Genomic DNA, 21,238 nt, shown 5'->3' on the forward strand with positions numbered 1-21,238 from the left:
GCCCCCGGGCTCAGCGGGGGAGCGGCTGGGGCGGACGCGGTCCCACGTAACGGCCGCTCGGGCGCATACGCAGCGGGCGTTCCTCGTACTCCTCCAGGGTGTGGGCGATCCAGCCCGCCGTACGCGCTACGGCGAAGACCGTCTCGCCCGCCGTGGCGTCCATGCCCGAGGCCACCGTGAGAACGGCCAGTGCCAGGTCGACATTGGCGTGCAGGGGCGTGTGGCGGGCCGTCGTCGACACGATGTCCCGGGCGGCGGCCAGGGCCGGTTCCGCACCCGGCACGTCCTTGAGAAGGGCGAACAGCGCACCGGCGCGCGGGTCCTCGCCGGGATACAGCCGGTGGCCCAGCCCGGGAATCCGGCGTCCGGCGCGCAGTTCGTCGGCGATCACGGGGCCCGCGGTGCCCCGGTCAAGGACATCCAGCAGCATCCGGTGCGCAAGGCCGCTGGCCGCCCCGTGCAGGGGTCCCTCCAGCACGCCGAGGCCCGCGGAGACGGCGGCGTACGCGTGCGCGCGGGCGGATGCGGCGACGCGGACAGCGAGGGTCGAGGCGGCCAGGTCGTGGTCGACGAGCAGCCCCAGTGCCGTGTCCAGCACCCGAAGTGACGCCTCGTCGGGGTTCCTGCCGGTGAGCCGCCCCCACAGGCGCCGCGCCAGCGGACCCTCGTCGCGATGGTCGCGCCGCCGCGGCGGGAGGGCGGCGACGAGGGTGGGGATGAGTGCGCGGGCGACGCCGAGGACCGCGTCCGGCGACAGGTCGAAGCGGAGCGGATCGACGGTGGCCGCCGCCACCGCGGCCACCCGCAGTCGGTCCGTGGGGCCACTGTGCTCGGGTAGCGCGTTCACCGCGCGGCGGGCGACGGTGACCGCGGTGTCCGGGGCCGTGAAGGTCACTCCGGGGCGCAGCTGCCCGGTCCACAGCCACTCGGCGATCTCTTCGTAGGAGTGGCGCGCGGCCAGCTCGGCCGCGTCGACGCCGCGGAAGTAGTAGCGGTCCTTGTCGATCAGGGTGATGCCCGTACGGACCGACAGATCTCCGCCGGTGGGTGAGCTCCCTCCCGGCTCACGCCTGTTGCGTCGCGCGAGTGCCGCCACCTCCTTGGCGTCGAAGGTGCTGCCGCGGTCTCCCGGCTCGCGCCTGCTGCTGAGCTGTCCGCGGCTCACGTAGGCGTACACGGTCTCGGGCTTCACGCCGAGCAGCTCGGCCGCCTCCCTGGTGGAGAGCCGAGTCCCGTCCTGACCGTGAGCCGCTTCCTGATCCCTCATGGTCGCAACCGTATCCATGGACGATGTATTGATTCAATCAATATTGACAGTAGATGAGTCAAGCATAGACAGTCGAGTCAACTACAAGGAGGACACATGGCGATCAACAGGGCCGCAACGGCCTCCACCGACGTGCCGCGGGGACTCGCGGGCGTCGTCGTCACCGACACCGCATTGGGTGACGTCAGGGGGCTCGAGGGGTTCTACCACTACCGGCAGTACTCGGCCGTCGAACTCGCGCGGACCCGTGGCTTCGAGGACGTCTGGCATCTGATGGTCCACGGCGAACTGCCGGACGCGGCGCAGGCGTCCGCGTTCGCCGCCCGGACCGCCGCACTGCGCCGCCTGCCCGACGAGGTGCGGGCCGTGCTCCCCGCGGTGGCGGCGGCCGGCGGCCGGTCCGGACCGCTGTCGGGGCTTCGCACCGCGTTGTCCCTGCTCGGCGCGGCCAAGGACTTCCGGCCGGTCTACGACATCGCCGCGGAGCGCCGCCGTGAGGACACCCTCGCGGCGGCCGCGGCCATCCCCACGCTGCTGACGGCGCTGTACCGGCTGGGCCGGGGCCTGGAACCGGTCGAGCCGCGCGAGGACCTGCCGCACGCCGCCAACTACCTGTACATGCTGACGGGTTCGGAACCCGACGAAGCGCGGGCGCGAGCTGTAGAGCAGTACTTGATCTCGACCATTGACCATGGATTCAATGCGTCAACGTTCACGGCGCGGGTGATCGCATCGACCGGCGCGGATGTGGCGGCTGCTTTGTCGGGTGCCGTCGGTGCCCTGTCCGGTCCGCTCCACGGCGGTGCACCGAGCCGGGCCCTCGACGCCCTCGACGCGATCGGCACACCGGACCGTATCGACTCCTGGATCCGCGAACGCGTCCTCGCCGGCGACCGCATCATGGGCTTCGGTCACCCCGTCTACCGCACGGAGGATCCGCGCTCACGGATGCTTCGGGGCATCGCGGAGCAGTTGGGCGGTCCGCTGGTCGACTTCGCGATCCGGGTCGAGCGCCGTGTGGAGGCCCTCCTGGCCGAACTGAAGCCCGGCCGCGAACTCCACACCAATGTGGAGTTCTACGCGGGCGTGGTCATGCAACTCTGCGGTCTCCCGCGTGAGATGTTCACCCCGACCTTCGCGACGGCGCGCGTGGTCGGCTGGAGCGCCCACATTCTGGAGCAGGCGGAAGACCCGAAGATCATCCGCCCGGCCGCCCGGTATGTGGGCGCCGTCCCACCGGTGGCCGTGCCGGCTGCCTGACCTCCGCCGAGGCCCGGCTCCACGCAGCCCCGCGAGCGCCGCCGACCGACGGTCATCTCGTGGGGCCGCCCCTCGTATCCTGGGGCGGCGTTCGTCGCGTCTGGACGTCGTACGAGAAGGGGCACACGGTGAGTCGGTCGTCGGGTCCGCAGCAGATTCCGGTCGTGGTCCTCGCCGGATTCCTGGGGTCGGGCAAGACCACCTTGCTCAACCACCTCCTCCACCACAGCGGAGGCAGCCGCATCGGCGCCATCGTCAACGACTTCGGGGCCATCGAGATCGATGCGATGGCGGTCGCCGGCGCGCTCGGGGACTCCACGGTCTCCCTCGGCAACGGATGTCTGTGCTGCGCCGTCGACGCCGGCGAACTCGACGGCTATCTCGACCGGCTCGCCCATCCCTCCGCCGGCATCGACGTCATCGTCATCGAGGCCAGCGGGCTCGCCGAACCTCAGGAACTCGTCCGCATGGTGCTCGCCAGCGAGCAGCCGCGTGTCGTCTACGGCGGACTCGTGGAGGTCGTCGACGCGGTCGAGTTCGACGCCACCCGCGAGAGGCACCCCGGACTCGACCGGCATCTCGCCCTCGCCGACCTCGTCGTCGTCAACAAGACCGACCGGGCCGACGACGGCGAACGGGTCCTCCGGCTCGTACGTACGCTCACCGACGGGGCCGCGGTCGTACCGGCCGTCTACGGGCGCATCGACCCCGGATTCCTGTTCGACTGCCGGCCGGCCGAGGAGCGGATCGGGCAGCTGTCCTTCGACGACCTCCACCGGCACCACGAGCACGAGCACGACGGCCCGCACCATGCCCATCTGCACACGGCCTACGACACCCTCTCCTTCGATTCCCGCGTGCCCATGAACCCCGGGCGACTGCTGGACTTCCTGGACACCAGGCCGGAGGGGCTCTACCGGATCAAGGGATATGTCGACTTCGGCGCCGCCGACCGGCGCAACCGGTACGCCGTGCACGCCGTCGGCCGGTTTCTGCGCTTCTACCCGGAGCCGTGGAGCGCGGACGACGACCGGCTCACCCAACTCGTCCTCATCGGGTCCGGCATCGACACCGCCGCCCTCCGCGAGGAGCTCCAGGCGTGCGCGGACGACACCCCACACGCCGACGAGCGCGGCATGTGGGGCGTCCTTCGCTACGTCCAGGACAAGGACGGCGAGGCAACCGAGGTCCCCGGGGCAACCGAGATCGCCGAGGTCGCCGATGTCCCTGAAGTCCCTGAGGTCGTCGACCCCTTCGGGGACCTCGATGACCTCGATGACCTCGCGCGCTGACCTACACCGGTCCCGCCACCACCGCGACCGTCTTGGGCAGTGACACACCCGAACCGTCACGCCGCGGGTCGATCTCGGGCAGCTCGGCCGGCATGCCGTTCTTCTGCGCGGCCCGGGCCGGCATCGCACCCGCCCACGCCAGTGACAGGCAGTCCTCGCCCTTGAGGAACCGCTGGCAGCGGACACCGCCCGTGGCCCGGCCCTTGCGCGGGTACTGGTCGAACGGGGTCAGCTTGGCGGTCGTCTGCACCGAGTCGTCGAGCGTGCCGCGCGAGCCCGCGACGGTGAAGACCACCGCATCGACCGCCGGGTCCACCGCCGTGAAGGAGATGACCTTCGCGCCGTCCGTGAGCTTGATGCCCGCCATGCCTCCCGCCGGGCGGCCCTGCGGACGCACCTGGGACGCCTGGTAGCGCAGCAGCTGCGCGTCGTCCGTGATGAAGACCAGATCCTCCTCGCCGGTGCGCAGCTCGGTCGCGCCGACGATCCGGTCACCCTCCTTGAGGGTGATGACCTCCAGCTCTTCCCTGTTCGCGGGGTAGTCGGGGACCACACGCTTGACGACGCCCTGCTCCGTACCGAGCGCGAGGCCGGGGGAGGACTCGTCCAGCGTCGTCAGGCAGACCACCGTCTCGTCCGGTGCCAGGGAGACGAACTCCGAGACCGGCGCGCCCCCGGACAGGCTCGGCCGCGTGGCCGTCTCGGGAAGCTGCGGCAGGTCGATCACGTTCAGCCGCAGCAGCCGGCCGGCGGACGTCACCGCGCCCACCTCGCCGCGGGCCGTCGCCGGCACCGCGGAGACGATCACGTCGTGCTTCGCGCGCCTGCCCTCGGTGTCCTCCGCGAACGGGTCGCCGTTCGCCGTGCGCGCCAGCAGGCCCGTGGACGACATCAGCACCCGGCACGGGGCGTCCTCGACCTGCAGCGGGACCGTCGGGGCCGGGGCGCCGGAGGACTCCAGCAGCACCGTGCGCCGCTCCGTGCCGAACTTCTTGGCGACCGCGGCCAGTTCGGCCGAGACCAGCTTGCGCAGCTCCGCGTCCGACTCCAGGATCCGGGTCAGCTCCGCGATCTCGGCGTTGAGCCGCTCCTTCTCCGTCTCCAGTTCGATGCGGTCGTACTTGGTCAGACGGCGCAGCGGGGTGTCGAGGATGTACTGCGTCTGGATCTCACTCAGCGAGAAGCGCTCCATCAGGCGCTGCTTGGCCTGCGCGGAGTTGTCGCTGGACCGGATCAGGCGGATGACCTCGTCGATGTCCACCAGCGCCGTGAGCAGGCCCTCCACCAGATGCAGGCGGTCGCGCTTCTTGCCGCGGCGGAACTCCGAGCGGCGGCGGACCACCTCGAAGCGGTGGTCGAGGTAGACCTCCAGCAGCTCCTTCAGGCCCAGGGTGAGCGGCTGCCCGTCGACCAGCGCCACGTTGTTGATGCCGAAGGACTCCTCCATGGGCGTCAGCTTGTAGAGCTGCTCCAGGACCGCCTCCGGCACGAAGCCGTTCTTGATCTCGATGACCAGGCGCAGACCGTGCTCGCGGTCGGTGAGGTCCTTCACGTCGGCGATGCCCTGGAGCTTCTTCGAGCCGACCAGGTCCTTGATCTTGCCGATCACCTTCTCCGGGCCGACCGTGAAGGGCAGCTCCGTGACGACGAGGCCCTTGCGGCGCGCGGTCACGTCCTCCACCGAGACCGTGGCGCGGATCTTGAAGGTGCCGCGGCCCGTCTCGTACGCGTCCCGGATGCCCGAGAGGCCCACGATGCGGCCGCCGGTCGGCAGGTCCGGTCCCGGGACGTGCTTCATCAGCGTGTCCAGGTCCGCGTTCGGGTGGCGGATCAGATGGCGGGCGGCCGCGATGACCTCGCCCAGGTTGTGCGGCGGCATGTTCGTGGCCATGCCGACCGCGATTCCCGAGGAGCCGTTCACCAGCAGGTTCGGGAAGGCGGCCGGGAGCGCCACCGGCTCCTGCTCCTGGCCGTCGTAGTTGGGCGTGAAGTCGACCGTGTCCTCGTCGATGGACTCGGTCATGAGGCCGGTCGCCTCGGCCATGCGGCACTCGGTGTACCGCATCGCGGCCGGCGGGTCGTCGTTGCCCAGCGAGCCGAAGTTGCCGTGGCCGTCGACCAGGGGGACGCGCATCGAGAAGGGCTGGGCCATGCGCACCAGGGCGTCGTAGATCGACGCGTCGCCGTGCGGGTGCAGCTTGCCCATGACCTCGCCGACGACGCGGGCGCACTTCACATAGCCGCGCTCGGGGCGCAGGCCCATCTCGTTCATCTGGTAGACGATCCGCCGGTGCACCGGCTTGAGGCCGTCGCGGGCGTCCGGCAGGGCCCTGGAGTAGATGACCGAGTACGCGTACTCGAGGAAGGAGCCCTGCATCTCGTCGACGACGTCGATGTCGAGGATCTTCTCCTCGTACGGATCGTCGGGCGGCGGGGTCTTCGTGCTGCGGCGGGCCATTGCTGCCGGCTCCTTCACAGTCTGTGCTGGGCATGAACGGAAGTCTGACGCCGACCATTGTGGACCGCCGCACCGACAACGTGGACCAGGACCCGTCCCCTGGGGGCCCGGCGCGGGGGACGCCCGTGCTTCCGAGCCGTCAACACCGTATGGTGTCCGCCACCCCCCGTAATCAGGGTCTCGCTCTCGGCGTACGCAGCCCGGGAACTTGGCCACTCGTCCGCACGCTTGCATACAGTGACAGGACCGGCGGGAAACCGCTGATTTCCGCGACAGTTTCCGCGATCGAAGGGACGTACATGCCCATGGGTCACACGGCCACAGCCGAGGCAGGCTCCGGGGGCCTGACAGCGACCGAGCACCGCCTGGCCAACGGCTTGCGCGTGGTGCTCTCCGAGGACCACCTGACCCCGGTCGCGGCGGTGTGCCTCTGGTACGACGTCGGATCGCGTCACGAGGTCGAGGGCCGCACCGGCCTCGCCCACCTCTTCGAGCACCTGATGTTCCAGGGCTCGGGGCAGGTGAAGGGCAACGGCCACTTCGAACTGGTGCAGGGCGCGGGCGGCTCGCTGAACGGCACCACGAGCTTCGAGCGCACGAACTACTTCGAGACCATGCCGACCCACCAGTTGGAGCTCGCCCTCTGGCTGGAGGCCGACCGCATGGGCTCGCTGCTCGCCGCCCTCGACGACGAGTCCATGGAGAACCAGCGGGACGTCGTGAAGAACGAGCGCCGCCAGCGCTACGACAACGTTCCGTACGGCACCGCGTTCGAAAAACTGACCGCGCTCGCCTACCCGGAGGGCCACCCCTACCACCACACGCCCATCGGCTCGATGGCGGACCTGGACGCGGCCACCCTGGAGGACGCGCGCGCCTTCTTCCGCACGTACTACGCGCCCAACAACGCCGTTCTGTCGGTCGTCGGCGACATCGACCCGAAGCAGACCCTCGCCTGGGTCGAGAAGTACTTCGGGTCGATTCCCTCCCACGACGGCAAGCCCGAGCCGCGCGACGGCTCGCTGCCCGACACCATCGGCGAGCAGCTGCGCGAGGTCGTCGAGGAGGAGGTCCCGGCGCGCGCCCTGATGGGCGCCTACCGGCTGCCGCAGGACGGCACGCGCGCGTGCGACGCGGCGGATCTGGCCCTCACCATCCTGGGCGGCGGCGAGTCCTCCCGGCTCTACAACCGGCTCGTCCGACGTGACCGCACCGCCGTCGCCGCCGGATTCGGCCTGCTCCGGCTCGCCGGAGCGCCCTCGCTGGGCTGGCTGGACGTGAAGGCCTCCGGCGACGTGGAGGTGCCCGTCATCGAGTCCGCCATCGACGAGGAGCTCGCCCGGTTCGCCGAGGAGGGCCCCACGGCCGAGGAAATGGAGCGTGCCCAGGCCCAGTTGGAGCGCGAGTGGCTCGACCGGCTCGGCACGGTCGCCGGCCGCGCCGACGAACTGTGCCGGTACGCCGTGCTGTTCGGCGACCCGCAGCTCGCCCTGACCGCCGTGCGACGGGTGCTCGACGTGACCGCCGAGGAGGTGCGGGAGATCGCGAAGGCCCGCCTGCGCCCCGACAACCGCGCGGTGCTCGTGTACGAGCCGGTGGCGGCCGAGGCCGAGACCCCGGAAGCCGCCGAGACCACCGCCGAAGGCACCAGCAACGACGAGGAGTCGGCGAAGTGACCGAGCTCGCGACCATGGACTTCCACCCGCAGCCCCGGCCGGGCACGGCTCGGCCCTGGGCGTTCCCCGCGCCCGAACGCGGTGCCCTGGACAACGGCCTGACGGTGCTGCGCTGCCACCGCCCCGGCCAGCAGGTCGTCGCCGTCGAGGTGCTCCTCGACGCGCCCCTGGACGCCGAGCCGGCCGGCCTCGACGGCGTCGCCACGATCATGGCGCGTGCCTTCTCCGAGGGCACCGACAAGCACTCGGCCGAGGAGTTCGCCGCCGAGCTGGAGCGCTGCGGCGCCACCCTGGACTCGCACGCCGACCACCCCGGTGTGCGCCTGTCCCTCGAAGTGCCGGTCTCCCGCCTCCCGAGGGCGCTCGGACTGCTCGCCGACGCCCTGAGGTCACCGGCGTTCGACGCCGGTGAGGTCGAGCGCCTGGTGCGCAACCGCCTCGACGAGATCCCGCACGAGACCGCCAACCCGGCCCGCCGCGCCGCCAAGGAGCTCTCCAAGGAGCTGTTCCCGGCGTCCTCGCGGATGTCGCGCCCGCGCCAGGGCACCGAGGAGACGGTGGCGCACATCGACGCCGCGGCGGTCCGGGCCTTCTACGAACGGCATGTGCGGCCCTCGACGGCCACCGCCGTCGTGGTGGGCGACCTCACCGGCGTCGACCTCGACGCGCTTCTCGGCGAGACGCTCGGGGCCTGGACGGCGGCGCCCGCCAAGCCGCGTCCCGCGCCCCCGGTGACCGCCGACGACAGCGGCCGCGTGGTCATCGTCGACCGCCCCGGCGCCGTCCAGACGCAGCTGCTCATCGGGCGCGTGGGCGCCGACCGTCACGACCGGGTGTGGCCCGCACAGGTGCTCGGTACGTACTGCCTCGGCGGCACGCTCACCTCCCGCCTGGACCGCGTCCTGCGCGAGGAGAAGGGCTACACCTACGGTGTGCGGGCGTTCGGCCAGGTGCTGCGTTCCGCGCCCGACGGCACCGGCGCCGCGATGCTGGCCATCAGCGGTTCCGTCGACACGCCGAACACCGGCCCGGCGCTCGACGACCTCTGGAAGGTGCTGCGCACCCTCGCCGCCGAGGGGCTGACGGACGCCGAGCGTGACGTCGCCGTGCAGAACCTGGTGGGTGTGGCACCGCTCAAGTTCGAGACCGCGGCAGCCGTCGCGAGCACCCTCGCCGACCAGGTCGAACAGCACCTGCCGGACGACTACCAGTCGACGCTGTATCAGAAGCTCGCCGAGACGGGCACGGTGGAGGCCACGGCCGCCGTCGTGAACGCCTTCCCGGTGGACCGTCTGGTGACCGTCCTGGTGGGCGACGCCGCGCAGATCGAGGAGCCCGTCAAGGCGCTCGGCATCGGTGAAGTCCGCGTCGTCCGGGCCGAGTAGGGACGCGTCGTACGCGTCCGGGGCGGCGACGTTCCGAAGGGGCCCTGGTGACGTCTTCCGCCACCAGGGCCCGTTCTTTCGGGCTCATTCGCGAGTTTGTCCGTATTGCCACAGAGGCTGCCGCTCTGCCCTGTGGGATGCGCTACAAACCCCCTGATCGGTTTGCCGAGCGAAACGGAGCGCTTCTAGCGTCTGTCGGGCTGTCCGTCAGGCAGTGCGCCGCACCCGCGGCACCGGACAGCCATCGCCGAGTCCCCGTACGGCGCGAGCCAGGGGAGCCGGGGACCCACCTTGCCCTCGCGCCTTCGCGGCCGGGGCTCATGCAGTCCCTGGGGTGAATCGGGCGTCAGCCCGTAGGAGACCTTCCTGCTCCGAACCCGTCAGCTAACCCGGTAGGCGAGAGGGAAGGAAAGGACCAGCCACTTCATGGCGTTCACCTGCGCCACCGGGAAGCACCGCCGTCCGAGCCGCATGCGGCGTACGACCACGAACGCCGTGGGTGTCGCGGCGCTCACCACCACCGGCGTCATCGGCACCCTCGCCGCCCCGGCCTTCGCCGCCGGGCACGCCGTCGAGGAGACCGGACTGCTCCAGGCCGTCACCCTCGGCGACTCGGTCGCGGCGAAGATCGACGCCCAGGCCGCCGCCCAGAAGCAGGCCGCCGAGCAGAAGAAGGCCGCGGAGGCCGCGCGCAGGCAGGCCGCGGAGAAGGCGCGCAAGGAGCGCGAGGCCAAGGAGCGCGCCGCCCGCGAGGCCGAGCGCGAGCGCCTCAACGCGTATGTGGCGCCCGTCCTGCACTCCTATGTCTCCACCGGCTACAAGTCCGGCGGCTCGCTGTGGTCCTCCGGCGCCCACACCGGCATTGACTTCCACGCCGGTACGGGCACGCCCGTACACGCCGTGGGCTCGGGCACCGTCGTCGAGACCGGCTGGGGCGGCGCGTACGGCAACCAGATCGTCATCAAGATGAACGACGGCACCTACACGCAGTACGGTCACCTGTCGTACATCGGTGTCTCGGTGGGCCAGAGTGTGACTCCCGGCCGGCAGATCGGCCTGTCCGGGGCCACCGGCAACACCACCGGGCCGCACCTCCACTTCGAGGCGCGCACGAGCCAGGAGTACGGCTCCGACATCGACCCCGTCGCCTACCTCAGGTCGCACGGCGTGAACGTCTGACCGCCGCACGGCGGCCGCCGGCCGCCGCCCGGCGTGCGGCGTGTTCGGATGTGATGACCCCGGCTCCTCGGCCGGGGTCATCGCTGTGTCGAACTGTTGTCTGTCCAAAAAATATCCATGGATTCCGGCCCGCCGTCGGAAATTCGGCCCCGCTGCAATAGAGTCGACAGAACACACGTCAACCGTCGACGTTTCACGGGGTTTAAGGCGGAGGTCGGTCATGCGTATTCCGGCGCACTCGGTATGCACGGCGATCCGTGATGACATCGTCGCGGGTGTCTACGAGCGCGGCAGCCGGCTCACCGAGGAGCTCCTCGCCCGCCGCTACGGCGTCTCTCGCGTCCCCGTGCGCGAGGCCCTGCGGACCCTGGAGGCCGAGGGCTTCGTCGTCACCCGCAGACACGCCGGCGCGTGTGTCGCGGAGCCCAGCGCGCAAGAGGCCGCCGACCTGCTCGAGATGCGGATGCTGCTGGAGCCGCTGGGGGCCGCCCGGGCCGCCCAGCGCCGCACCGAGGGCCATCTCAAGGTGCTGCGCGGCCTGGTCAGGCTGGGACAGGAGCGTGCCAGGAGGGGTGCCGGCGAGGACCTGCGCTCTCTGGGCGGATGGTTCCACGAGACGCTGGCGCAGGCCTGCCGGAGCCCCGCGCTCACGTCGACGCTGGGCCAGCTGCGGCACAAGATCGCCTGGATGTACTCGGTCGAGATGCCGGCCAACCCCGTGGAGTCCTGGGCCGAGCACGGCGGCATCGTGGACGCCGTCGCACGCGGGGACAGTGAGCGGGCGCGCGCCCTCACGGCGCTGCACGTCGAGCGCGCGACGGCCGGGCACCGGCTGCGCCTTCCCGGCGCGGGCGGCGACCGCGCGGAGCGTGTGAGGACTTCGCAACATGCGGTAAACCTGTCGGCGGCCCGGCATTAACACGGACGCCGTATACAAAGAGGGATATTCGGTGGAGCCTATTTCCTCCGCCCTCGTTCTCATGCGCACGGTGAAATCGGCGTGCGTGATTTCGGTGTGTCGCGCGTAATTCTCACGACGGTGCCGTATTTCTCGTGCGCGCCCGGAGCGAGGCGCAATTCGGTGGCGCCCAAAGATGGCGGAAGCCGCGTCCGCCCCGAGGGCGGCGCGGCTTCCGTGACCGTGGTGTGCGAAGGGTCAGACCGTCTCGGGAAGCTCCTCGAGCCCCTCGGCGACCAGCTTGGCCAGGCGGTCCAGCGCGGCGTCCGCGCCTTCCGCGTCGGAGGCCAGGACGATCTCCTCGCCGCCCTGGGCGCCCAGGCCGAGAACCGCCAGCATGGACGCGGCGTTGACGGGGTTGCCGCCGGCCTTGGCGATGGTCACGGGGATCCCGGAGGCCGTGGCTGCCCGGACGAAGATGGAAGCGGGGCGGGCGTGGAGGCCCTCGGCCCAGCCGACGTTGACGCGGCGCTCAGCCATGTGTTGCTGCCCTTCAGGAGTTCAGGGTTGTCTAGACCAGTTTTCCATATGATGAAGCGTTCCCGGACCGGGTGGAAGCCCCCTCCCCGTGCGGGTCCGCATCCTGGACGGTGCCCGCTCGGTTCCCCCAGCCTGCCTCGCGCCGTTGTCGGACGCGAGCCGTACTCTGGGGCCCATGCAGACCGCGTCGGACCGGCAGGAGTACCCCACCCACTGGGAGGCCGACGTGGTGCTGCGCGACGGCGGCACCGCGCGCATCAGACCCATCACCGCCGACGACGCCGAGCGCCTCGTCAGCTTCTACGAGCAGGTCTCGGACGAGTCGAAGTACTACCGCTTCTTCGCGCCGTACCCCCGTCTGTCCGCCCGGGACGTCCACCGCTTCACACACCACGACTTCGTGGACCGGGTGGGACTTGCGGCCACGATCGGCGGTGAGTTCATCGCCACCGTGCGCTACGACCGCATCGGGGCCGACGGCATGGCCGCCTCCGCGCCGGCCGACGAGGCCGAGGTCGCCTTCCTCGTGCAGGACGCGCACCAGGGGCGCGGGGTCGCCTCCGCCCTCCTCGAACACATCGCGGCGGTCGCCAGGGAGCGCGGAATCCGCCGGTTCGCCGCCGAGGTGCTGCCCGCCAACACCAAGATGATCAAGGTGTTCACGGACGCCGGGTATCAGCAGAAGCGCAGCTTCGAGGACGGTGTCGTACGCCTGGAGTTCGACCTGGAGCCCACGGACCGGTCGCTGGCCGTGCAGCGGGCGCGGGAGCAGCGGGCCGAGGCGCGGTCGGTGCAGCGGCTGCTCGCGCCAGGCTCGGTCGCCGTGATCGGCGCGGGCCGCACACCCGGGGGAGTGGGCCGCAGCCTCCTGGGCAACCTCAGGGACGGCGGCTACACCGGCCACCTGTACGCGGTGAACAAGGCCTTCGAGGCCGACCGGAGGGAACTCGACGGGGTGCCCGCGCACCGCTCCGTCCGCGAGATCCCCGAGCCGGTGGACCTCGCGGTCGTCGCCGTCCCCGCGGAGCACGTCCCCGAGGTCGTCGCCGAGTGCGGCGAGCACGGGGTGCAGGGGCTCGTGGTGATCTCCGCGGGATACGCCGAGAGCGGGCCGGACGGACGCAAGCGCCAGCGGGAGCTGGTGCGGCAGGCGCGGTCGTACGGGATGCGGATCATCGGGCCCAACGCCTTCGGGATCATCAACACCTCGCCGGACGTCCGGCTCAACGCCTCCCTCGCGCCCGAGATGCCGCGCACCGGGCGCATAGGGCTGTTCGCCCAGTCCGGCGCCATCGGCATCGCACTGCTCTCCCGGCTGCACCGCCGCGGCGGAGGCGTCACCGGGGTGACCGGGGTGTCGACGTTCGTCTCCTCCGGAAACCGGTCGGACGTCTCGGGCAACGACGTCCTGCAGTACTGGTACGAGGACGCGGACACCGACGTCGCCCTGATGTATCTGGAAACCATCGGCAGCCCGCGCAAGTTCAACCGGCTCGCACGGCGCACGGCGGCGGCCAAGCCGCTGGTCGTGGTGCAGGGCGCGCGGCACGGAAGCGCCCCCCAGGGCCATGCCGTACGGGCCACGCGCCTGCCGCACGCCACGGTCTCCGCCTTGCTGCGGCAGGCCGGGGTGATCCGGGTGGACACGATCACGGAACTGGTGGACGCGGGGCTGCTGCTGGCCCGCCAGCCGCTGCCCGCCGGGCCGCGGGTGGCGATCCTCGGCAACTCCGAGTCGCTGGGCCTGCTGACCTACGACGCGTGTCTGACGGAAGGGCTGCGCCCGTTGCCGCCGCTCGACCTGACGACGGAGGCGTCGGCCGAGGACTTCCGCGGGGCGCTGACCGCGGCGCTGGCCGACGACGCGTGCGATGCCGTCGTCGTGACGGCCATACCGGCGGTGGGGGAGACCTCGGCCGGGGACGCCGCGCTGGCGCAGGCCCTCCGTTCGGCCGCCGCGGCTGCCCCCGCCAAGCCGGTGCTCGTGGTCCACGTCGAGCTGGGCGGTCTCGCCGAGGCGCTGTCCGCCGCGGCCAGCACCTCGCCCCAGGCCCAGCGCAGCGACCCCCGGCGCCCGGCGGAACCACCGCCCGCCACGGTTCAGACCCCGGCGGACGCCCGCCTGATCCCCGCCTACCCCGCCGCCGAACGCGCCGTCCGGGCTCTGGCGGAGGCGGTCCGATACGCCCAGTGGCGACGGGACTCCGCCGACCCCGGCAAGGTGCCCGAGTACGACGACATCGACGAGAAGGGCGCCGCCGCGCTGATCGGCAGGCTGCTCGCCCGGGGCCAGGGCCTCACGCTCGGCACGGACGAGACCTGCGACCTGCTCGCGCGCTACGGCATCCATGTCCGCAGCGCACTGCCCGCGCCCACTTCCGAGGCCGCCGCCCGGGCCGCCCGCGCGATCGGCTACCCGGTCGCCCTCAAGGCCACCGCACCCCACCTGAGGCACCGCGCCGACCTGGGCGGGGTCCGCCTCGACCTGGCCGACGAGGAGCAACTGCTGCGCGCGTACACCGAGTTGACCGAACTGTTCGGAAGGCCCGAGGAGGTACGGCCGGTCGTGCAGGGTATGGCGCCACGCGGCGTGGACACGCTCGTACGGGCCGTGATCGACCCGGCGGCCGGGGCCGTGCTGTCGTTCGGGCTCGCGGGCGCCGCCTCGCAACTGCTCGGCGACATGGCGCACCGCTTGATTCCGGTCACCGACCGTGACGCCACCTCCCTGGTCCGATCGATCCGGACTGCCCCGCTCCTGTTCGGCTGGCGCGGCTCCGCCCCCGTCGACACTCCCGCCCTCGAAGAGCTGATGCTGCGCGTGTCACGCCTGGTAGACGACCATCGCGAGGTCGTCGCCGTCACCCTGGAACCCGTCGTCGTCGCCCCCCGCGGTCTGAGCGTGCTCGGTGCCACCGTGCGGCTCGCCCCGCCGCCCGCCCGCGGTGACCTCGGGCCGAGGACGCTCCCGCCGTACTGAGCGGCGGCAAGCGGTGCCTCGCAGTCAGTGCGCCCCCGTAGGATGGACGTCATGGCCAAGACCAGTACGACGACCCAGGGGCTGCGCGCGGCGATCGAGCGCAGCGGCTACTACCCGGCTCTCGTGGCCGAAGCGGTGGAAGCCGCGGTAGGCGGCGAGCCGATCCGGTCGTACCTGGTCCACCAGGAGACCACGTTCGACGCGAACGAGGTGCGTCGCCACGTGACCGTGCTGGTCCTCACCGGCACCCGTTTCATCGTCAGCCACACCGACGAACAGGCCGCGGACGACACCTCCCCGACGCCGTACGCCACCACGTCGACGGAGTCGGTGAAGCTCGGCCGGATCTCGTCGGTCGTCGTCAGCCGCGTGGTCGCCAACCCGGAGTCCTACACCCCGGGCGCCCTGCCCCGCGAGGTCGTCCTGACCATCGGCTGGGGCGCCGTCTCCCGCATCGACCTGGAGCCCGCCGCCTGCGGCGACCCCAACTGCGAGGCGGACCACGGTTACACGGGCAGCTCGACGGCGGACGACCTCAGCCTGCGCGTGAGCGAGGCCGGGGACGGCCCGGAGACGGTGCGCCAGGCGCTCGCCTTCGCGCAGTCCCTCTCCGAGGCGACCGCGGATACGACCCGCTGATGGCGCTGCCCACCTGGGAGGACGACCCGGAGCCGCTCGCCGCCGGGTCCGCGCCCCTGCCCCAGTACGGATCCGGTTCCCTCGCCGACCTCCTGCCCACCCTGGCCGCGGGCATGGGAGTGGCGGGCCAGACCCCCGCGATAACGGAACTGGCCGCCGCCGACCGCAACTGCGTCTTCCTGATCGACGGTCTCGGCTGGGAGCAGCTGAAGGCGCACCCCGACGAGGCGCCGTTCCTCACCTCGCTGCTGGCGTCCTCCCGCGGCGGCACCGGCCGCCCCCTCACCGCGGGCTACCCGGCGACCACCGCGACCTCGCTGGCCTCGGTCGGCACCGGTCTGCCGCCGGGCGCGCACGGCCTGCCCGGATACACGGTCCGCAACCCGGCGACCGGCGAGCTGATGAACCAGCTCCGCTGGCAGCCCTGGACCGACCCGCACGCCTGGCAGCCCTACCCGACCGTCTTCCAGCTCGCCGACGCGGCCGGTGTGCACACCGCCCAGGTCACCTCCCCCACCTTCGAGCACACCCCCCTCACCGTGGTCGCGCTCAGCGGCGGCACCTTCCACGGCCGGCTGACCGGCGAAGAGCGCATGGACCTGGCGGCCGAGCAACTGGCCGCCGGCGACCGATCGCTGGTGTACACGTACTACGCCGAGCTCGACGGGGCCGGCCACCGCTACGGCGTCGACTCGGACACCTGGCGCGGCCAGCTCATGTACGTCGACCGGCTCGCCCAGCGCCTGGCGGAGCAGCTGCCTCCGCGCGCCGCGCTGTACGTCACCGCCGACCACGGCATGCTCGACATCCCGTTCGACGAGCGGCACCGCATCGACTTCGACGAGGACTGGGAGCTGCGCGCCGGAGTCGCCCTGCTCGGCGGTGAGGGACGCGCCCGGCACGTCTACGCCGTGCCCGGCGCCCAGAACGACGTCCTGACCTGCTGGCGCGAGGTGCTCGGCGAGCAGTTCTGGGTCGCCTCGCGGGACGAGGCGATCGCGGCCGGCTGGTTCGGCCCCCACATCGACGAACGGGTGTACGCGCGCATCGGTGACGTGGTCGCGGCCGCCCACGACGACGTGCTCCTCATCGCGTCGCAGCGGGAGCCGAAGGAGTCGTCGATGGTCGGCAACCACGGCTCGATGACGGCCGTGGAACAGCTCGTGCCCCTGCTCGAAGTCCGCACCTGAGAGCGGGGCGCCCACCCGCGCCCCCACTCTCCCGTCGATCCCGCCCTGCCTCCGCACTGCCCCGAAAGGCCGCCATTTCCCATGCCCGAGCTGGTGTTCTTCTCCGGAACGATGGACTGCGGGAAGTCGACACTGGCTCTCCAGATCGAACACAACCGTTCCGCGCGGGGTCTGCAGGGCGTGATCTTCACACGGAACGACCGGGCCGGCGAGGGGAAGTTGTCCTCACGGCTCGGCCTGGTGACGGACGCGGTGGAGGTCGCGGACGGGCAGGATCTCTACGCCTACCTGGTCGACCGTCTCTCACAGGGCGGCCGCGCCGACTATGTGATCGCGGACGAGGCCCAGTTCCTGGTGCCGGAACAGATCGACCAACTGGCCCGCGTGGTGGACGACCTCGGCCTCGACGTCTACGCCTTCGGCATCACGACCGACTTCCGCACCAAGCTCTTCCCCGGCTCCCAGCGCCTGGTGGAGCTGGCGGACCGGATCGAGGTCCTCCAGGTGGAGGCCCTGTGCTGGTGCGGCGCCCGCGCCACCCACAACGCCCGCACGGTCGGCGGCGCGATGGTGGTCGAGGGCGCCCAGGTGGTCGTCGGCGATGTCAACCAGTCCGCGGACGAGGTCGGCTACGAGGTGCTGTGCCGCCGCCACCACCGGCGCCGCATGACGGCGGCCACGGCCCGCGCGGCCGCTCTCTCCCCCGACGTCCTGCCCGTGTCGTCCACCTGACGGCCCACCGGTTCACCCGAAGGCTCAGTCGGCCCGGCTGACCACCGAGAACGTCGCGCCCTCCGGGTCCGCAACGGTGACCACACGTCCGAGGGCCGTGTCGAACCAGGGCCGCACCACATGCCCGCCCAGTGCCGCGACCTGCACGGCCGCCGCGTCGACATCCGTGACCTGGAAGTACGTCATCCAGTGCGGGCCACGGTCAGGAGGCAGGGCGGAGCCGAAGCCGTGGATGCCGGCGACCGGACGTCCCTCGATGTACACGGTGACCCGGTCGGGGCCGCCGCTCAGGACCGGCTCCTGTCCGGAGGCGAACACGGTCCGGTAGAACTTGGCGACGCCCTCAGTGTCGTAGGTGAGCAGTTCGTTCCAGGCCGGTGTCCCGGGTACGCCCGTCAGGCCCCTGCCGAGGTGTCCGGCCGCCTGCCAGATGCCGAACACCGCGCCCATCGGGTCCGAGGCGATCGCGAGACGTCCGGCCCCGGCCGCGTCCAGCGGACCGACCGCGACCGTACCGCCGCAACTGCGGATCGTCTCGGCGGTCGCGTCCACGTCGTCCGAGGCGAAGTACGGCGTCCAGGCGACCGGCAGATGGCGGTCCGGCGGCAGCCGGCCGATGCCGGCCACCTCGTGACCGTTGAGCACGGCCCGTACATAAGGTCCCAGCGGCCGGGGTCCCGGCCGGAACTCCCAGCCGAACAGAGCCCCGTAGAACTCCTGGGTCACGGCCATCCCGTGCACCATCAGACTCGCCCAGCAGGGTGTGCCGGGCGAGTGCCGCGCATGTGTCGTGTCGTTCGGGCCGGCCGGTCTCCGCGCCTCGGTCATCGTCACTCTCTTCTCGGCCCCTCGTGGTGGCCGCTCGGCTTCCAGCGCGTGCGCATGTTCCGCGCACGCGCAGATGCACGCCCGTGCCGATGCTCGCACCACGGTCCGCGTCATGCGCCCCGGCCGCGCCGAGGTACGACGCCCGGGTAGGCGGCGGCCGGAAGCCGTGTGTCCTTGCCGTGTCGGCGTGAGGGCCGGGTGCGGTCGATCGGGTGTACGGCGTGTGCCCGATCCCGCACGATCAGTGATCGGGCCGTTCGGCGGAGCAGAGTAGCCGGAGCCGGGCCGGGCGGCCACCCCGTACGCAAGGATGGGGGCATGAAGGCCATCATCTCCGCATCCGAACTCGCCAGTGACCTTGCGGGACCGCGTCCGCCGACGCTCCTGGACGTCCGCTGGCAGCTCACCGCCGCGGCCGGCTCCACTCCCTTCGACGGCCGCGCCGCTCACGCGGCCGGGCACATCCCGGGTGCCGTCTTCGTGGACCTGGACGCCGATCTCGCGGATCCGCCCGGTCCCGCGGGCCGGCATCCGCTGCCCGACACGGATCGTTTCGGCACGGCCATGCGGGCCGCTGGCGTCTCCTCGGACCGGCCGGTCGTCGTCTACGACGGCGGACCCGGCTGGGCCGCCGCGCGCGCATGGTGGCTGCTGCGCTGGACAGGTCACCCGGATGTGCGGGTGCTCGACGGCGGACTGCCCGCCTGGGAGGGGCCCCTGGCCTCCGGAACCGAGGAGTCCGCTCCCGGCGACTTCCGGCCCGTTCCGGGTGCCCTGCGGGTGCTCGACGCCGACGGCGCCGCGGCGCTCGCCCGCACGGGACTGCTGCTGGACGCGCGGGCCGGTGAGCGCTACCGGGGCGAGGTCGAGCCGATCGACCCCGTGGGCGGTCACATCCCGGGCGCGGTGTCCGCGCCGACGACGGAGAACCTGACGGAGACCGGGCACTTCCGGCCGGCCGCCGAACTCGCCGAGCGCTTCAAGGCGCTCGGGGTGACGGAGGGCACCGAGGTCGGCGTGTACTGCGGATCGGGCGTCTCCGCCGCGCAAGAGGTCCTGGCGCTGACGCTCGCGGGGACCCCCGCCGCACTGTACGCGGGCTCGTGGTCGGAGTGGTCATCGAACGGCAGCCGGCCGGTCGCGGTGGGCCCCGACCCGCAATGACCGCCGGGTAGCCGGCGCGACCGCCTCAGGACGGCCACACCGGTGCGGTAGCCGCGCGACCGCGCGGGCCCCGCGCCGGAGTGGTCACCGCCCCGGACGGTGCGGCCACCGCTTCCGACGGTGCGGCCACCGCTTCCGACGGCGCGTCGGCTTTGCTCCCTGACCGCGCGTCCGCTTGCTCCCGGCGGTGCGCCGCCTACTCCTGCTTCTTGCGCCGCGTCCCGAACACGATCTCGTCCCAGCTGGGGACCGCCGCCCTGCGACCGGGACGGACCCCGTCCGCCTCGGCCTGGCGGTCCGTCGCGCCGATGAGGCGATCGCGGTGGCTGGCGACCGTGCGGGGCATGAGGACGTCGGCGTACGCCGAACCGGCCGAGGCCGCGGGCGCCGGCGGTTCCTCCGCCGCGGGCTCCTCGGCGGCCTCCTCCTGCGGTTCCGTGGGCCGTTCGGGCACGACCATGTCGCCGCGGAAGCTCGGTACCGCTTCCAGGAGGCTGGTGAGCGAGTCCCGCTCACCGGTGCTCTCCTCCGCGGGCTCGGGTGCCTGCGAGGGCAGGACGGGCCGTTCCGCCGGGCGGTCCAGGGCGCGGTCCAGCCGGCCTTCGCGGGGCAGACGCGCGATCCGCGGTACGAAGGGGTAGCTGGGTTCGGGCGCCGCGAGGTCGTCGGACTCCCCGATCAGTGAACGCGCCTCGTCGTCGACGGCCTGGACGAGTCGCCGGGGCGGATCGTACGTCCAGCTGGCCGAGTGGGTCTCGCCCGCGACCCGGTAGACGAGCAGGACCTCCCAGGTGCCGTCGTCGCGGCGCCAGGAGTCCCACTGGACCGTGTCCTTCTCGGCGCCGCGCAGCAGCAGCCGCTCCTGGACTGCCTCGCCCAGCTGCGGGCCGGTGTTCTCCCCGGGCCGGCGCACGGGCGTCTTGCGGGCACGCTCGGCCATGAAGGCGCGCTCGGCGAGGACCGGGCCCTCGAAGCGGCGCACGCGGTCGACCGGAATCCCGGCGAGCTGCGCGACCTCTTCCGCGGACGCACCGGCCCGTATCCGCGCCTGGATGTCTCGGGGGCGGAGGTGGCTCTCCACCTCGATCTCGATCTGGCCGAGGCGGGGACGGTCGCCGCGCACGGCGGCGCGGAGCCGTTCGTCGATCGGAAGCGTGTACTCCGTGCTGTCCGCAGCCTTCAGCACCAGCCGTGTGCCGTCATTGGAGACGGCCACGACACGCAGTTCGGGCATGGGGACCTCCCGGGTGGTGCCTGCCGACGTCACGTGCGTCGCTGCTTCCGCTAGTCGAGTGTGGCCTGCCCGGGTGCAGCCTGCCACAACCTTGCCGAGTTGCCCGGCGTGTCGGGCACGGGCCCTGGATCGCCGTTATGGCACGGTTACCTATTCGCAACGCTAAGTGACCAACTGCGTCACCCTGTGCAACTAGCCCCCTCCCGGCGGTCCAGCAAGGCCTCGGACACCCTGGCGGGAGGCCGGACCCAGGGCTCGCAACAGTACTCCATTCGGGCCACCTCCGTGGATCGGCGCGCCGCCCAACTTCTGGCAAGCTGCGCGAGTTGGCCGCCCGATGCGCCGTTTTCATGGCCGTCAAACGTGGCACACCTCACCCAACCGCCTGAAACGGAACCAATGGTGAGGGCCCCCGCCCCCTGTCCGCGCGTGCGGACGATCACCTCTGAGGAGTCGGGCGAGCCTGTACGGGCGGCCGAGGGGGGACGGTTGCCGTGCGCGGTGGACGCGCGGAAG

General features: G+C 71.9%; 16 protein-coding genes and 1 riboswitch. Of the genes, 11 read left to right on the plus strand and 5 right to left on the minus strand.

Features of this window, described 5'->3' with window-relative positions:
• Positions 1-10 precede the first annotated feature (10 nt).
• The gene (locus tag LZ604_RS08035; protein WP_234513670.1) at positions 11-1,267 is read right to left on the minus strand and encodes a citrate synthase; all 1,257 of its coding nucleotides are present in this window, start codon (positions 1,265-1,267) and stop codon (positions 11-13) included.
• A gap of 96 nt (positions 1,268-1,363) precedes the next feature.
• Here LZ604_RS08035 and LZ604_RS08040 point away from each other — a divergent pair, with 96 nt between their 5' ends.
• Positions 1,364-2,527, plus strand: coding sequence for a citrate synthase/methylcitrate synthase (locus LZ604_RS08040; RefSeq protein WP_234513673.1), 1,164 nt, complete (start codon positions 1,364-1,366; stop codon positions 2,525-2,527).
• Positions 2,528-2,655: 128 nt separating this feature from the next.
• Positions 2,656-3,819, plus strand: a complete 1,164-nt coding sequence (locus LZ604_RS08045) for a CobW family GTP-binding protein (protein ID WP_234513676.1) — start codon at positions 2,656-2,658, stop codon at positions 3,817-3,819.
• A 1-nt stretch (position 3,820) separates the two neighbouring features.
• Here the strand turns inward: LZ604_RS08045 and LZ604_RS08050 are convergent, their stop codons facing one another.
• A complete protein-coding gene (locus LZ604_RS08050) occupies positions 3,821-6,277 on the minus strand; it encodes a DNA gyrase/topoisomerase IV subunit A (protein WP_234513680.1) in 2,457 nt (818 codons plus the stop codon).
• 299 nt (positions 6,278-6,576) lie between these two features.
• Between LZ604_RS08050 and LZ604_RS08055 the strand changes: the two genes are divergently transcribed.
• The 4 genes from LZ604_RS08055 to LZ604_RS08070 all read left to right on the plus strand — a co-directional run bounded on the left by LZ604_RS08055 (position 6,577) and on the right by LZ604_RS08070 (position 11,436).
• On the plus strand, positions 6,577-7,953 hold the full coding sequence (locus tag LZ604_RS08055; protein ID WP_234513683.1) for a M16 family metallopeptidase: 1,377 nt from the start codon (positions 6,577-6,579) through the stop codon (positions 7,951-7,953).
• Positions 7,950-9,338 (plus strand): M16 family metallopeptidase, encoded by a 1,389-nt coding sequence (locus LZ604_RS08060; RefSeq protein WP_234513685.1) that lies wholly within the window; start codon positions 7,950-7,952, stop codon positions 9,336-9,338. Before LZ604_RS08055 ends, LZ604_RS08060 begins: the two co-directional genes overlap by 4 nt.
• A gap of 235 nt (positions 9,339-9,573) precedes the next feature.
• Positions 9,574-9,752: riboswitch (cyclic di-AMP (ydaO/yuaA leader) on the plus strand.
• Positions 9,753-9,764: 12 nt separating this feature from the next.
• The gene (locus LZ604_RS08065) at positions 9,765-10,517 is read left to right on the plus strand and encodes a M23 family metallopeptidase (RefSeq protein ID WP_234513688.1); all 753 of its coding nucleotides are present in this window, start codon (positions 9,765-9,767) and stop codon (positions 10,515-10,517) included.
• Between the two features lie 220 nt (positions 10,518-10,737).
• Entirely contained in the window at positions 10,738-11,436 is a 699-nt protein-coding gene (locus tag LZ604_RS08070) for a GntR family transcriptional regulator (protein WP_234513691.1), read from the plus strand.
• A gap of 237 nt (positions 11,437-11,673) precedes the next feature.
• On the opposite strand, the gene LZ604_RS08075 is transcribed toward LZ604_RS08070, so the two are convergent.
• Positions 11,674-11,955: an HPr family phosphocarrier protein gene (locus tag LZ604_RS08075; protein ID WP_234513693.1), complete on the minus strand. Its 282-nt coding sequence runs from the start codon at positions 11,953-11,955 to the stop codon at positions 11,674-11,676.
• A gap of 175 nt (positions 11,956-12,130) precedes the next feature.
• On the opposite strand from LZ604_RS08075, the gene LZ604_RS08080 reads away from it, so the two are divergent.
• From LZ604_RS08080 to LZ604_RS08095, 4 genes are all read left to right on the plus strand, one after another.
• Positions 12,131-14,935, plus strand: coding sequence for a bifunctional acetate--CoA ligase family protein/GNAT family N-acetyltransferase (locus LZ604_RS08080; RefSeq protein WP_234513695.1), 2,805 nt, complete (start codon positions 12,131-12,133; stop codon positions 14,933-14,935).
• Between the two features lie 51 nt (positions 14,936-14,986).
• On the plus strand, positions 14,987-15,574 hold the full coding sequence (locus LZ604_RS08085) for a DUF5998 family protein (protein ID WP_234513697.1): 588 nt from the start codon (positions 14,987-14,989) through the stop codon (positions 15,572-15,574).
• Complete coding sequence (locus LZ604_RS08090; protein WP_234513699.1) at positions 15,574-16,764, plus strand: alkaline phosphatase family protein; 1,191 nt, start codon at positions 15,574-15,576, stop codon at positions 16,762-16,764. Before LZ604_RS08085 ends, LZ604_RS08090 begins: the two co-directional genes overlap by 1 nt.
• 81 nt (positions 16,765-16,845) lie before the next feature.
• The gene (locus tag LZ604_RS08095; protein WP_234513701.1) at positions 16,846-17,496 is read left to right on the plus strand and encodes a thymidine kinase; all 651 of its coding nucleotides are present in this window, start codon (positions 16,846-16,848) and stop codon (positions 17,494-17,496) included.
• A gap of 24 nt (positions 17,497-17,520) precedes the next feature.
• Here the strand turns inward: LZ604_RS08095 and LZ604_RS08100 are convergent, their stop codons facing one another.
• Positions 17,521-18,324, minus strand: a complete 804-nt coding sequence (locus LZ604_RS08100) for a VOC family protein (RefSeq protein ID WP_234513702.1) — start codon at positions 18,322-18,324, stop codon at positions 17,521-17,523.
• Between the two features lie 318 nt (positions 18,325-18,642).
• Between LZ604_RS08100 and LZ604_RS08105 the strand changes: the two genes are divergently transcribed.
• Complete coding sequence (locus LZ604_RS08105) at positions 18,643-19,488, plus strand: sulfurtransferase (protein WP_234513705.1); 846 nt, start codon at positions 18,643-18,645, stop codon at positions 19,486-19,488.
• 196 nt (positions 19,489-19,684) lie between these two features.
• On the opposite strand, the gene sepH is transcribed toward LZ604_RS08105, so the two are convergent.
• Positions 19,685-20,722, minus strand: a complete 1,038-nt coding sequence (gene sepH / locus LZ604_RS08110; RefSeq protein WP_234513707.1) for a septation protein SepH — start codon at positions 20,720-20,722, stop codon at positions 19,685-19,687.
• Between the last annotated feature and the right edge of the window lie 516 nt (positions 20,723-21,238).

Source organism: Streptomyces glomeratus (genome assembly GCF_021462825.1).
GTDB lineage: Bacteria > Actinomycetota > Actinomycetes > Streptomycetales > Streptomycetaceae > Streptomyces > Streptomyces glomeratus.

What these genes read in the sequence shown, in the direction of transcription:
- LZ604_RS08055 (WP_234513683.1), top strand. Translation starts at nt 6,577, where the DNA reads ATGCCCATGGGTCACACGGCCACAGCCGAGGCAGGCTCCGGGGGCCTG.
- LZ604_RS08075 (WP_234513693.1), bottom strand. Translation starts at nt 11,955, where the DNA reads ATGGCTGAGCGCCGCGTCAACGTCGGCTGGGCCGAGGGCCTCCACGCC.
- LZ604_RS08085 (WP_234513697.1), top strand. Translation starts at nt 14,987, where the DNA reads ATGGCCAAGACCAGTACGACGACCCAGGGGCTGCGCGCGGCGATCGAG.
- LZ604_RS08095 (WP_234513701.1), top strand. Translation starts at nt 16,846, where the DNA reads ATGCCCGAGCTGGTGTTCTTCTCCGGAACGATGGACTGCGGGAAGTCG.
- LZ604_RS08090 (WP_234513699.1), top strand. Translation starts at nt 15,574, where the DNA reads ATGGCGCTGCCCACCTGGGAGGACGACCCGGAGCCGCTCGCCGCCGGG.
- sepH (WP_234513707.1), bottom strand. Translation starts at nt 20,722, where the DNA reads ATGCCCGAACTGCGTGTCGTGGCCGTCTCCAATGACGGCACACGGCTG.
- LZ604_RS08100 (WP_234513702.1), bottom strand. Translation starts at nt 18,324, where the DNA reads ATGACCGAGGCGCGGAGACCGGCCGGCCCGAACGACACGACACATGCG.
- LZ604_RS08065 (WP_234513688.1), top strand. Translation starts at nt 9,765, where the DNA reads ATGGCGTTCACCTGCGCCACCGGGAAGCACCGCCGTCCGAGCCGCATG.
- LZ604_RS08040 (WP_234513673.1), top strand. Translation starts at nt 1,364, where the DNA reads ATGGCGATCAACAGGGCCGCAACGGCCTCCACCGACGTGCCGCGGGGA.
- LZ604_RS08080 (WP_234513695.1), top strand. Translation starts at nt 12,131, where the DNA reads ATGCAGACCGCGTCGGACCGGCAGGAGTACCCCACCCACTGGGAGGCC.
- LZ604_RS08070 (WP_234513691.1), top strand. Translation starts at nt 10,738, where the DNA reads ATGCGTATTCCGGCGCACTCGGTATGCACGGCGATCCGTGATGACATC.
- LZ604_RS08105 (WP_234513705.1), top strand. Translation starts at nt 18,643, where the DNA reads ATGAAGGCCATCATCTCCGCATCCGAACTCGCCAGTGACCTTGCGGGA.
- LZ604_RS08035 (WP_234513670.1), bottom strand. Translation starts at nt 1,267, where the DNA reads ATGAGGGATCAGGAAGCGGCTCACGGTCAGGACGGGACTCGGCTCTCC.
- LZ604_RS08050 (WP_234513680.1), bottom strand. Translation starts at nt 6,277, where the DNA reads ATGGCCCGCCGCAGCACGAAGACCCCGCCGCCCGACGATCCGTACGAG.